The 13254-nt window shown below is 52.1% G+C and carries 10 protein-coding genes; 6 read left to right on the top strand and 4 right to left on the bottom strand.

Going from position 1 to position 13254, the window contains the following annotated elements; genetic code table 11:
• Positions 1–191: 191 nt before the first annotated feature.
• On the top strand, positions 192–779 hold the full coding sequence (locus ACQY6F_RS16470) for an AAA family ATPase (RefSeq protein ID WP_428775968.1): 588 nt from the start codon (positions 192–194) through the stop codon (positions 777–779).
• 62 nt (positions 780–841) lie between these two features.
• Here ACQY6F_RS16470 and ACQY6F_RS16465 read toward each other — a convergent pair whose 3' ends face one another.
• Complete coding sequence (locus ACQY6F_RS16465; RefSeq protein ID WP_428775967.1) at positions 842–1606, bottom strand: TIGR01458 family HAD-type hydrolase; 765 nt, start codon at positions 1604–1606, stop codon at positions 842–844.
• A 298-nt stretch (positions 1607–1904) separates the two neighbouring features.
• Between ACQY6F_RS16465 and ACQY6F_RS16460 the strand changes: the two genes are divergently transcribed.
• The 5 genes from ACQY6F_RS16460 (at position 1905) to ACQY6F_RS16440 (ending at position 6739) form a co-directional block, all read left to right on the top strand.
• Positions 1905–2903: a branched-chain amino acid aminotransferase gene (locus tag ACQY6F_RS16460; protein ID WP_428775966.1), complete on the top strand. Its 999-nt coding sequence runs from the start codon at positions 1905–1907 to the stop codon at positions 2901–2903.
• A 211-nt stretch (positions 2904–3114) separates the two neighbouring features.
• Positions 3115–3585 (top strand): type VI secretion system tube protein Hcp, encoded by a 471-nt coding sequence (locus ACQY6F_RS16455; protein WP_428775965.1) that lies wholly within the window; start codon positions 3115–3117, stop codon positions 3583–3585.
• Between the two features lie 314 nt (positions 3586–3899).
• On the top strand, positions 3900–4859 hold the full coding sequence (locus ACQY6F_RS16450) for an AEC family transporter (RefSeq protein ID WP_428775964.1): 960 nt from the start codon (positions 3900–3902) through the stop codon (positions 4857–4859).
• A 127-nt stretch (positions 4860–4986) separates the two neighbouring features.
• Complete coding sequence (locus ACQY6F_RS16445) at positions 4987–6009, top strand: acyltransferase (protein ID WP_428775963.1); 1023 nt, start codon at positions 4987–4989, stop codon at positions 6007–6009.
• A 61-nt stretch (positions 6010–6070) separates the two neighbouring features.
• Positions 6071–6739 (top strand): START domain-containing protein, encoded by a 669-nt coding sequence (locus ACQY6F_RS16440; protein ID WP_428775961.1) that lies wholly within the window; start codon positions 6071–6073, stop codon positions 6737–6739.
• A 145-nt stretch (positions 6740–6884) separates the two neighbouring features.
• On the opposite strand, the gene glgB is transcribed toward ACQY6F_RS16440, so the two are convergent.
• The 3 genes from glgB to ACQY6F_RS16425 all read right to left on the bottom strand — a co-directional run.
• Positions 6885–9074, bottom strand: coding sequence for a 1,4-alpha-glucan branching protein GlgB (gene glgB, locus ACQY6F_RS16435; RefSeq protein ID WP_428775960.1), 2190 nt, complete (start codon positions 9072–9074; stop codon positions 6885–6887).
• A gap of 94 nt (positions 9075–9168) precedes the next feature.
• On the bottom strand, positions 9169–11388 hold the full coding sequence (gene malQ / locus ACQY6F_RS16430) for a 4-alpha-glucanotransferase (protein ID WP_428775958.1): 2220 nt from the start codon (positions 11386–11388) through the stop codon (positions 9169–9171).
• Between the two features lie 99 nt (positions 11389–11487).
• A partial coding sequence (locus ACQY6F_RS16425) for a glycogen/starch/alpha-glucan phosphorylase (protein WP_428775956.1) occupies positions 11488–13254 on the bottom strand: 1767 nt, incomplete at its 5' end.

Here is a 13254-nt window from a genome sequence, read left to right as displayed (position 1 = left end):
ATATCACTGCGCTCACCAACTTTTGCATTTATCACAGATTTTTTTCTGCTGGCAATCGCTCCCTACCAACCAGGCGAGTCCCATTATTGCTTGTCAGTTTCAATGTAGTGATTTATGGCGTGTTTTTTGTCACTGATGAGCAGTTTTGTAACTAAGCTTTCTATAGATCAACTAATGCGTCAGAGGCCACGATGAACAAGCCGTTGCAAGTTGTTGTAACCGGAGGTCCCGGAGGGGGTAAAACCACTGCCTTAGATCTGTTTCGCAGAGAGCTGCGCCATCAAATCACGGTTGTACCTGAGGCGGCCACGATACTGTTTTCCGGTGGGGTAATGCGCACGGAAGATGAGCAATTTATCAAAATGATCCAAAAAACCATTTACCAGTTGCAGAAGCACCTGGAAGAGATCCATCGCATCCAGTATCCGGATAGATTGCTGGTGTGCGATCGGGGCTCCCTGGATGGCCTGGCTTACTGGCCGGGCAAAGAGAGCGACTTTTTTAAACAGATTGACTCCACCTTTGAGCGTGAAATCACCCGTTACGATGCGGTGATCTTTTTTGAATCTGCCGCGGCGAGCGGCCACGATATCAGCAGTAATAATCCAATGAGAAACGAGTCTTCCGCCCGGGCCGCCGAATTAGACAAAAAGCTGCAGAGAATCTGGTCGCGGCATCCGCAGTTCTACTTCGTGGGCAGCTCCGAGTCTTTTGTCCGAAAAATTATGTTTGGTGTCATGACCTTAGAAAACGTCATTAATCGCTACGCAAGGCCCTGACTACAGCTCAGTAATAGTGGCAAGCAGGGATAAGCGTGGTTTCTGAAGCCGCAGCCAACAAGCTAACTGTCATGTTTAACAACAGCATGCTCAACCGCTTCAACCACAGATTTAACGCATAAAAATGGCCGGTGAATTAAATTTTCATCGCCGGGCTGATACTTACCGGTTTGCACCAGACACGCCTGCAAGCCGGCGTTTAATGCCCCTTCGACATCACCGAATACATCATCGCCCACCATCAGCACCTCCCCGGCATCGGCCGATGTCGAGGCGACCACCTGGCTGAAGAACTCCGCGGAAGGTTTGCCGACAATAATGGCTTCGGTGGCCGCGGCGTATTCTATCGCGCGGATAAATGGCCCGGCGTCCAGTTGCAACTGCTCGTCTTGCTTGAAATAACGGTTTAAGCCCACGCCAATCAGCGGCGCGCCGGCCTGGCACAACTGGAATGCGCGATTTAACGCCTGATAGGAAAAACCCTCTTCGGCATCAGCGATAAACACTGCATTGGGCTGCGACTGGTCGAGTTCGGCAAACTCAGACTGAATGTTACGGTGCACCAGGCAATAGGGGCGCCACTGGCGCTGCACCAAAAGTGATTTAACCGCCGCAGGCGCGGTGAAAATCTGCCCCGGTTCGATTTCAAAGCCCATACCAGTCAGATCCTGGTGGATTTGGTCGCAGGTTTTGCGTGAAGTATTGGTGACAAAGCGTATTGCCAACCCGCTTGCCTTTGCCCGTGCGACGGCCTCGACCGCCCCGGGAATCACCTGCTCTCCGTCATAGAGCACACCACTGATGTCAAAAAATAGTGCCTGATACATGCAAACCACCCCATTGTCCTTGGCTGTCTGAGCAGAGTTTTAAGCTTCTGTCACGGGCTTGATAGATTTCATACGACTCCACTTGAGTATAGTCAGTGTGCTATTGAGCTCGGTTATGCAATTCACCCCAAAATATAGGCAATTAGTCGCAATAGCGCACGATTCGATGAATCTCGCTTCCTTACCGGCGCAAACTACTTTAGTATTTTGAGATTGAGTTTAGGACAACCAATGTCATTGCCTGACAGAACTTAATCGCACACACCTTTTTCGTAACTTCATTCAGTAGGGAATCATAATGGCGGCTTTTGGTACTGTGTTCATGCCGAAAATGGCTTTAGCTAAATTTGAAAATAATCAATGGACTGACACTCAGATAGTTTCGTCAGACAGCATCTCACTCCATCCGGGTGCGCACGTGTTGCATTACTCAAGCACCTGTTTTGAAGGTCTGAAAGCCTTCCGCCACGACGATGGCAGCGTGCATGTGTTCCGTATGGATCAGAATGTCGAGCGCTTTGCACAGAGCAGCCAGTTGCTGTCTCTGCCTGAAATTGACAAAGCGCAAGTAGCAAAAATGATCGTGGATATCGTGGCGGAGTTTGCCGCAGATGTACCGACACCTCCTGGCTCTATGTATATTCGACCGACTCACATTGGTACCGAAGCGGCCGTAGGTAAAGCGGCAGCGCCTTCTCTGACGTCTATGCTGTATATTTTATTGTCTCCGGTAGGCGACTACTTCGCCGGTGGTACCGCAACTTTACGCTTGCTGCTGGATGAAACCGGTCAGCGCTGCGCACCTCATATGGGGATGATTAAAAGCGGTGGCAACTATGCCAGCGCACTGGCGCCAACGCTCGAAGCAAAACAGAAGTACCAGGCAGACCAGGTGCTGTTCTGCCCGAATGGCTATATTACCGAAACCGGTGCGGCGAACTTCCTATTGGTCGATGGCAACGAAATCATCACCAAAGCATTAGATTCTACCTTCTTGCACGGTGTCACCCGCTCCAGCATCCTCACTATCGCCAAAGATCTGGGCATGACAGTCACAGAGCGCGAAGTGTCAGTCGAAGAGCTGCTAGAGCGCGCGGCAAAACCAGGCGTTGAAGCGATGCTTTCTGGTACCGCAGCAGTTCTGACTTCAGTCGGAACTTTGATCCACAATGGTCAGGATTATCAGGTCGGTTCCGGTGAAGCTGGCCCGGTAGCACAAAAACTGCGCCAGGCCCTGAACGATATTCAGTGGGGTAAAGCACCCGATACGCATAACTGGCTTACCCGAATCGCGTAACCTCCGTGCTATGTACAACAGCCAGTGCCATTGCACTGGCTTTTTTGTATCTATCTGCCCCTCAGCCGCTCCCCTTGTCATTATCCGATCGCGGAAAACGCAATGATATCGATGGCGGCAAGTTATTTATGAGACAAACGGACTTAAATTCTTGGGCACCCATTATTGACAATATACTTACTGAGGCTATTTACCCACAGTAAGGAAGAGTATGAAAAACGCAATAATCAGCAGCGTGGCCCTATCGGTCATCTGTGTCAGCCCGCTCGCGCTGGCCAAAGTTAACGGACCGACCATGATGAGCGTAGAAAATATCGGCGTCTCTGAAGTGTTAGCCTGGTCCTGGGGGGCATCCAACGCAGGCTCGTTCCACACCGGTGGCGGAGGCGGTGCTGGCAAAGCCAATTTTCAGGATATTTCCATCACCCGCTTCAGTGACAGCCAGTCTGCGGCTTTATTAGCGGCAGTGGCGAACGGAGATTCAATTGGCAACGTCGAAATGAAACGGGAAGGTTTGCTGATCCGAATGGAGAGGGTACTGGTCACTTCATACAGCGTCGGTGGTATGACCGACAAAAAAGCCGCTCAAACTGAGAACATCAGCCTCAACTTCGCCAAAGTGTGGTTTGAAATCGACGGCAGTGGATATTGTTACAGCATGGATGACACCAATCCTTGCTAGTGAAACCCAGACACTGTGTTATCCGGATATCACAACTCAAGACTTCATTTTCACCGGTAGCGGATTCAGGACCGTTACCGGCGTTCTCTTACTCCTGTGGCTCTTTTCCCGGCAGCTAGTCTTGCTCTTGGCAGTCGTGATTAACCAGCCGATGGCTATCTCGCTGTCAGAGTAAAATAGTACTGTTAACCAACTGACCTTAGACGTTAATATCAATGCTGGTCACGGTTCGGTTTCATCGTCTCAGCCTATCTGTTGGCTAACCGCCAATCACAGCTTCACACGGAATATTCAAACGGAATTTGAGGAGTTTCATGGACAGTCTGGTCGCACAGTTGCAGTTTTCCGCCGCCATTACCGGGCCTATCTGTCTGATGCTTGTGCTGGGGATGGGATTGAAGCGACTTGGTGTTATCAATGATAACTTTATCGAAGTCGGCTCCAAGCTGGTGTTTCAGGTCACCCTGCCCGCAATGCTGTTCCTCAGTATTGTCAGCTCCAAGCATGATTTTGCCGCCAGCAGCGGCTTGATTGTTTATGGCCTGATATCCGGCATCGGCGTTTTTCTGCTGTCATTCTGGCTCAGCAATAAACTGGTCAGTGACCGGCGCGACCGGGGCGTCACCATCCAGGGTGGTTTTCGCGCCAATACCGCTATCATCGCGCTGGCTTACGTCGCCAATGCCTATGGCAATGACGGCGTGGCACTGGCGGCGATTTACGTCGCCGCGACGACGTTGCTGTATAACGTTCAGGCGGTGATCGCCTTATCGGCCTATGACCAAACCACCACCGGGCTGCAATCGCTCAGGGTGGTCGGGCGAACACTGACCCGAAATCCGCTGATTATCGCCATTCTGCTCGGTGTAGCCTGCTACGCCCTTGCAGTGCCAATCCCGGCTATGGTGACGGATGTCGGCCGCTATTTCGCCAATATGACGCTTCCGCTGGCTCTCTTGTGTACCGGCGGCTCGCTGGATATCCGCGCGTTGCGTAATGACTCCAACGCCGCCTGGCTGGCGTGCAGCATCAAGTTAATCGTGGCCCCGCTGCTGGTTACCATCGGCGCACTGGCGGTCGGATTTTCCGGTATTGAGCTGGGCATTCTGTTTTTGATGAACGCCGCGCCAACCGCGGCGGCCAGTTATGTGATGGCGCGAGCCATGGGCGGCAATGCGAGCCTGGCCGCTAATATCATCGCCCTGACTACGTTAGGCTCGCTGCTGACCTGCACGTTGGGGCTGTTTATCCTCAACAGTTTACAACTTATCTAACAGCGCACTGAATGGTTGGCCGGGACATTTGCTGGCCGACGATGATACTCGTCAAGGTAAGCACGGCTATCACTGTTAAGATGAGTAACCATTGTTTTTGCTTTTGATGTTTGTTTTAGAGTAAGTTATGTCGTCTCAACGTATTGCCAGTATTGAACTTGGCCGGGTGATCGCTATCCTGGCAATCACCGCCCTGCATTGCCAGCTGTTTTTAACCTATTTCCTCATCGACGATACCCCCTGGGTCGGGTATCTGTTTAACCAGGCAACCCGATTTGCCGTACCGCTGTTTTTCCTTATCTCCGGCTACCTGATCGCCGAAAAACTCAGCCAGTCGCCAGTTAGGACGCTGTACCGCTATGTCAAACCCCTGTTCAGGATCTGGCTGATCTGGAGCGTGATCTGCCTGCTGATGCCATTTAATCTCGAAGTGGTGGTGCAGCAGGGTTACCTGGCGGAACGAAGCGGTTACTGGAATTATCTGTGGCAAACCCCGTTTAACAGCCTGCTGGAAGGCGGTCTGGTGCATCTGTGGTTTCTGCCCGCGCTGGCCATTGCGATGACCATCATTGCCATTATGAAGCGGCTGAGCCTGGGAGGCTGGATTGTACCTGTGGCGATTCTGCTGTATGGCTACGGCGTACTGGCAGGCAGCTATCAACCACTCACAGAGTGGCCGGCGCCGTTTTTTACCCGTAATGGCCCTTTCTTTGCGACCCTGATGGTCAGTATCGGCGTGGCAATCCGGGTCCATCAATTTAAGCTCAGTAGCTACCTCGCTCTGGCCCTGGCGGCTATCGGCATGGCACTGCATTTGGTGGAAGCTTTCTGGTTAACCGGCTATGGACAACCTTTCAATGTGCACGACTTTCTGTTTGCCACTCCTCTGTGGGCCACCGGGGTATTTCTCTGGCTGCTCAGTCAGCCTACTTTAGGCGATAACCGCTGGATCCACGCCTGGTCGCCACGAGTATTGGCGATATATGTCAGTCACTTACCTATGGCTATAGTTATGATGAATGTCGCAGGATTTTTGCAACTCGAAGGAGCGGGCAAAGATGCTGTTGTATTCTTTGGCATGCTGGCGCTGACTGCGCTATTGATTAAAACTGTTGAAGGGACCCGGTTACAAGCGCTGCTATTTCGTTAATTTCAGCCAGGTTACACCGCCACCGGGCCGCCACACGACCAACCTGGCTATGGAGGCCCGAATGCGGTTACTGTTACTTTTCAGCCTATCTCTGGCCTGCTTTGGAGTACTTGCGGATACTCACAACAGCGCCACTCCGGACTGGAGCTTTGTGAAAAGCCAGGACGGCATCACAATCCACCAGCGGCCACACTCAGGCGGACTGGTGGAAATCCGGGTACAGATGTTCACCCCAACCAGTTATGCCGCTTTTCTGCGTCTGCTCGAAGACAGCGATAATGTCCCCAACTGGATTGCCAACGTCAGCCACAGCCGGGTACTGCAACAGCTGAGTCCGAATGAGAATATCGTTTATACCCAGTTTAAAGCGCCCTGGCCAGCCAAAGACCGCGATATGGTGACTTACTCTCGTTACCGGATCGACAATAACGCCTTTGAGCTGATTATTAACGATGCCAGTGACCGCTATCCGCCTCAGCCCGGTTTTATTCGCATTTCCCGGGTTAAAGCAATCTGGCTGCTGGAAAAACTCACCAATAACACCACCCATATCGAATACAGCGCCTTTGCTGATCCAGGCGGTATGTTGCCCAATTGGCTGGCCAATAAACTCTCGGTAGACAGCGCTTTTGAAACTTTTGCCGCCCTGCGCCAGCAACTGCCCAAATACCAGGCCTTGCCACACACGAACATCAATCCGGATGAATTGAGCCTGAAACAGCAGCAATGACAACCCGGTCGATAGCGCCGATGGTTCACGGCGAAGAACCGCCTTATCCGCAGCAGTTGTTCAGCCCTTAGACTTGCTGCACCACAAACCGTTAAGCCAAAAAAAGCCTGACATCAGTCAGGCTTTTCCATCCAGAGCTATCACTTTAACGCTTGAGCTTGAGTTTGTAGTACAGCGTTGCCAGCGGCGGTACCCGCAGCGACAGAGACTGTGGTAGGCCTTCGCTTTCAACCTTCTCAGACTTCACGGTTGTTTTTACTTCGAAGCTACTGCCGCAGTAGGCGCTATCGTCGGTATTGAGTAACAGCTGATATTCGCCGGCCAACGGCACACCAAGACGGAAGTTTTCGTGCGGAACCGGGGTGAAGTTGGTGATGATCAGAATCCGCTCACCACTGTCGCTGAGACGCTCATGGGCCAAAATACTCGCTTCTGCGGCATCCTGCAGACGCCACTCAAATCCACGCGGCTCGCTGTCCAGCTCATGCAGGGCCTTTTCATTGCGGTACAGCAGGTTCAGGTCACGGGTCAGCGCCTGCACACCCTGGTGGCGTTCGAAGTCCAGCAGGAACCACTGCAGCTGGTCATCATGGTTCCACTCGCCGGTCTGGCCGAATTCGGTACCCATGAAGTTAAGCTTTTTACCCGGCTGGCCATACATATAGCCCAGATAAGCGCGTAAGTTGGCGGTCTGTTGCCACTCATCCCCCGGCATCTTATTGTGAATCGAGCCTTTGCCGTAAACCACTTCATCATGCGACAGCGACAGTACATAGTTTTCACTGTGGGCGTACACCAGCGGGAAAGTGATGGTATTGTGATGATAGCGACGGTGAATCGGGTCTTCTTTAATGTACGCCAGACTGTCATGCATCCAGCCCATGTTCCATTTAAAACCAAACCCTAAGCCGCCCAGGAAAGTCGGGGCAGAGACACCCGGAAAAGCGGTCGACTCTTCGGCGATTGTCATCGCATTGGGGAAGTATTTATACACTTCCTCATTCATCCATTTCAGGGTTGCGATAGCATCGTAATTCTCATTGCCGCCGTCGGCGTTCGGTATCCACTGATCATGACTACGGGAGTAATCAAGGTAAAGCATGGAAGCCACCGCATCCACCCGGATACCATCGACATGGAATTGTTCAAACCAGTATAGTGCGTTGGATACCAGGAAACGACGCACATGTTCACGGCCTAAATCATAGATATAGGAGTTCCAATCCTGGTGCCAGCCGCGACGTGGATCCGGGTCATGAAACAGCGGCGTACCATCGAAATCTGCCAGTCCGTGGTCATCCGATGGGAAGTGCGCCGGAACCCAGTCCAGCACGACACCTAACCCCGCCTGGTGACACTGGTCGACAAAGTATTTGAAGTCATCGGGGGAACCGTAACGGCTGGTAGGCGCAAACAGCCCGACCGGCTGGTAACCCCAGGAGCCGTAAAACGGGTGTTCCGACACCGGCATCAGTTCGACATGGCTGTAGCCCATGTCCACCAAATAGGGCACCAGTTGATCGGCCAGATCACGGTAATTGAGAAAGTCACCGTTGGCATCCCGACGCCAGGATCCCGCATGCAATTCATAAAATGACAGCGCTTCTTTGCGCTTTTCCGTCACCGGACGGCTCTGCCATTTTTGATCGTGCCAGTGGTAACGGCTGTGGTCATAGGTCAGAGAGGCAAAGGAAGGGTACTGTTCTGAATAACAGCCCCACGGGTCAGCTTTGTGTGGCAAGCCTTTTCCATCCGGACCTTTCAGTTCAAATTTGTACTGGGTCCCTTCCGGCAGATCAGGCACGAAGATACCCCAGATGCCGTAGTCCAGTCGCTGCATTGGCAGGCGGCGACCATCCCAGTTATTAAATGGCCCGACCAGGCTACAAGCGGAGGCGTGCGGGGCATAAACCAGAAAACGGGTACCTGAGATCTGGCTGTCGCCACGTTCCAGCGATATAAACTGAGACCCAAGGTGGTGATACATCTGCTTCGGCGTGTGCAGATCATCATATTCAGCATACAGCGCGTGGTACTGATAGGGATCATCGACTATCTGTTCCGTCCCGGACCAGTCCACTGCCAGTTGGTAGTGACAATCACGTAAATCGATGGGTTGCTTGAGAACGAAGCCCGATTCCCCTTCGCGCTCCAGCGACATTCGCTGGCCATCATCCATCAGCAGTTCGACACCGTCCGCACCTGGCATCCATACCCGCAGATAGCCTTCTTCATTCGGGATAAACGGTCCAAGCAATGAAAACGGATCGGCATACGCTGCCTGAGAAAGCTGGTTAAACGCGGCTGCCTTTTTATCTTTGGTTCTTTTCTTCAAGTTCCTTTCTCCATTCACCCACTTTCAAAAACAAAAAGCCCGCTAGGTGGCGGGCTTCAATAGCGTTATGGCATTGTATCGAAAAGCATTCTCCCTAAGGGTGACTGATTCGATACTTTTGTCTGTCTGCTACTTGCTTGCTGGCTTTCGCCCGCTCTTCAGTCAGACCTTTTGCAATCCGATTCACCCCTTCCTGTGCGAACACTTCGTCCAGGTTCATCGATAACTTGCGGCGCCAGTTTGGATATTCATCCACCGTACCTGGAATGTTAACTGGTTTATCCATTTCCAGCCAGTCTTCCAATTGTACGCTAAGTAAGGTGGAACTGCCTGATGCAACATGAAGTTGCAGTGCGTCGGCCAGGAACGAATCCATTGGCACGTACTGAGCATCGCGGCCCACGCCTTCCGGCAGTTTACCGTGTCCGGCGACGGAATCCAGTATGCCCTGCTTGCTTTCCAGACGATCGGCAAACAGCTGCTGCAGCTGCTCTTCATCCGGATACAGGCCCAGCTCTTTACCCATTTTCAGGTCATCGCAGTGCCAGAAGCCTCGCAGTGTCGGCATATCGTGAGTACACAAAGCGGCCATAGACTGCTCAGCGTAATGCGACGGAGAAATATAGCCGCCATCTTCTTTTGAGGTTTCGAAGAAGAATACTTTGTATGAGTGAACGCCCGCGTCACGCAGGATATCGACGATTTCGTCCGGTACGGTGCCCAGGTCCTCGCCGATAACGCTACAGTGGTAACGATGCGATTCCAGCGCCAGGATCGCCAGCATATCTTCAACCGGGTAGTAGACATACGCCCCTTTAGTGGCGTTCTCACCTTTCGGTATCCACCACAGGCGCAGCAGACCTAACACATGGTCAATGCGCAGCGCGCCGCAATGCTTCATATTGGCACGCAGCAGCTTGATATAGGCATCGTAACCGCTTGCCTGTAGCACTTGCGGGTTAAGCGGTGGTAAGCCCCAGTTCTGGCCTAATGGGCCCAATACATCCGGTGGCGCACCAATGCTGGCATCCAGGATCAGGTTACCGTCGTCCGCCCAGGTTTCAGAGCCGGAGTCAGCCACACCTACTGCCAAATCACGGTACAGGCCTAGAGACATACCTTTTTCTTCTGCCAATGCCTGTGCTTCTTTGATCTGAATGTCCGCGACCCACTGCAGGTACATGTATAAGTGAACCTGCTGCTGATTCTGCTGGATAAATTTCTGGACGGCGCTGTTTTCAAAGCGACGATATTCTTCTGGGAATACCGGCCAGCCCCAGGTTGACGAGTCTTCGGCATGCAGCTTGGCGTGCAACGCATCGAACGCGGCCTGATGCAGCAGGCTTTCTCCGCCCAGCTCAACAAATTTCAGAAACTCCTGCGCCCGTTCGGTGTTGTTAGCCAGATGGCGGCTCTCAAACTCACTGAACAGCAGCGGCAGTACGCTCATTTTCAGGTCGGCCACTTCAGTATAGTTAACCCAGTGCGCTTCACGAGCTTTCTGCAGACGTTGCTGGAAGTCCGCACTGCCCACTTTCTGCTGAGCGTCGGCACTGAGGGCAAATTCAGGCACGGAACTGACATCAATGTAGAGGATATTCAGCCAGCGACGAGATGACGGGCTGTACGGGCTGGCACCTTCCGGATTAGCCGGGAACAGTGAGTGAATCGGGTTAAGTCCCACAAAGTCACCGCCGCGGGAGGCGATTTCCGCCACCAGCTGCTTCAGATCGCCAAAATCACCGATACCCCAGTTATGCTGGGTACGCAAAGTGTAAAGCTGGACACTAGGCCCCCACATTTTCTTGCCAGCCAACATTTCAGGCTGCTTGTAACAGGATTTAGGTGCGATGATCAGTGTCATCTCATAAGGCGCCTTACGACGTTTGCGCGTTATGATTAATTTGTGGTAACCCCAAGCCAGATTGTTTGGCAGCGTAAACACTAAAGGGCCACCCTCAGCTCGTTCATCACGACAGATTTGCGACTGAAGATAGCCTTCAAGTACTTCTCCCTGCTCGGTTTCTAACCGCCAGCTAAATTCGCTTTCACGCGCGCTTACACCCAAGTGCAGCGGTACTTCAACCGGCTCACCGTCACGCAGTACGAGAACGGGGTCTAACACATCTTTTTTGTGCTTTTTCTCTGCCGATTTCAGCAGTGTGTCTTCATTAGTCGTGTCGTAGCCTAATGACGCCAGAAGATGAAGAATAGTGTCCTTCTCCACTTTTGCTTCATCGCCCCACGCGCTTACGTAGCTGTCGGCAATACGTGCCATATCAGCGACTTGTTTTAATACGCTTTGTTGTTCCATCGCTCTCTCCGAAGGACTGTGACTAACCTTCAAATGTAGGGTTTGTTGTAATTAAAGTTATAGAGCCAAGGCGAATCGCCTTGGCTTTTTCTTTTGGGCTTAACGGTGTACCGCTTCCAGTTTCCAGATATTGTTGACGTAGTCGCGAATACTGCGGTCTGAGCTGAACTTGCCAACCAGTGCCGTGTTCAGTATCGCTTTCTTCGCCCAGCCTGCCTGGTCACGATATTGTGCATCCATGTCTTCATGCGCTTTGACATAAGATGCGAAGTCGGCCAGCACCAGATACGGGTCGCCGCCATCCAGCAAACTTTCGTATGTGGCGCTCAGTTTGCCTGGCTCGCCAGGGGTAAACTCATCACCCAGCAGTAAATCCAGCGACGCTTTCAACAGCGGATCAGCGTTGTAGTAGTCGTATGGGTTGTAGCCATTGGCTTTCAGCGCTTCCACTTCGTCAACTTCCAGACCGAAGATGTAGATGTTTTCATCACCCACTTCTTCACGGATTTCAACGTTGGCGCCATCCATAGTACCGATGGTCAGAGCACCATTCAGTGCCATCTTCATATTACCGGTACCGGATGCTTCTTTACCTGCCGTCGAGATTTGCTCAGAGACATCCGCCGCTGGGATGATGATCTCAGCCATGCTGACGCGGTAATCCGGAACAAATACTACTTTCAGCTTGTTGCCGATGCGTGGGTCGTTGTTCACTTTGTCGGCAATCTTGTTGATGGCGTAGATGATCTCTTTCGCCAGGTGGTAACCCGGAGCCGCTTTCGCCGCGAAGAACACCACGCGAGGCGCCATATCGAAATCAGGATCGTTCAGCAGACGGTGGTACAGCGACAGAATGTGCAACATATTCAGGTGCTGACGCTTGTACTCGTGTAGACGCTTGATTTGCACATCAAAGATGGCATTGGTATCCAGTTCAATATCCAGATTCGCTTTTACCCAGTCAGCCAGACGCTGTTTGTTCTGCTTCTTAACTGCCATAAATTCTTTCTGGAATTTGGCATCATTAGCAAACTTGGCAATGCCTTCCAGTTGGTCCAGTTTAGCCGGCCATTCTGTACCGATTTTATCGGTGATCAGCTGCGACAGAGCCGGGTTACAGAACTTCAGCCAGCGACGTGGCGTAATACCGTTGGTGACGTTGTGCAGACGCGTTGGGTAAAGTTGATCAAATTCAGGGAACAGGTCACGCTTAACCAGCTCAGAGTGCAGCGCCGCTACACCGTTGACGGCGTAAGAACCAACCACACACAGGTTCGCCATGCGCACCATACGGTGGAAACCTTCTTGAATGATCGACAGTTTACGCTGCTTCGCTACATCACCAGGCCATTTAGCACGCACTTCTTGCAAGAACAAGTGGTTGATATGGTAAATAATTTCCATATGACGTGGCAGCAGACGCTGGATTAGAGACTCGCTCCAGGTTTCCAGTGCTTCCGGCAGCAGGGTGTGGTTGGTGTAGGCGAAAGTTTGTGAACAGATTGCCCACGCTTCATCCCAACCCAGGTCTTTTTCATCCACCAGCACACGCATCAGTTCAGGAATCGCGATAGTCGGATGCGTATCGTTCAGCTGGATGGTTTCATATTTAGGCAGTGAAGCCAGAGTGTGACCTGCTTCTTCGTGACGACGCAGAATATCGCGCACAGACGCTGCGCTGTGGAAGTACTGCTGCATCAGACGCAGAGTCTTACCTTTTTCATGGTTGTCATTCGGGTACAACACTTTAGTGATGTTGCCCGCGTCAATCAGCGCGTGCTGTGCTTCAAAGTAGTTACCGTTGTTGAAGCTTTCCAGTGAGAAAGGCGCAATCGCCTGACATTCCCACAAACGCAGCGGGTAAAC

This window comes from Vibrio sp., from assembly GCF_050299255.1.
GTDB lineage: Bacteria > Pseudomonadota > Gammaproteobacteria > Enterobacterales > Vibrionaceae > Vibrio.
This window is presented reverse-complemented; position numbering and strand designations above follow the sequence as displayed.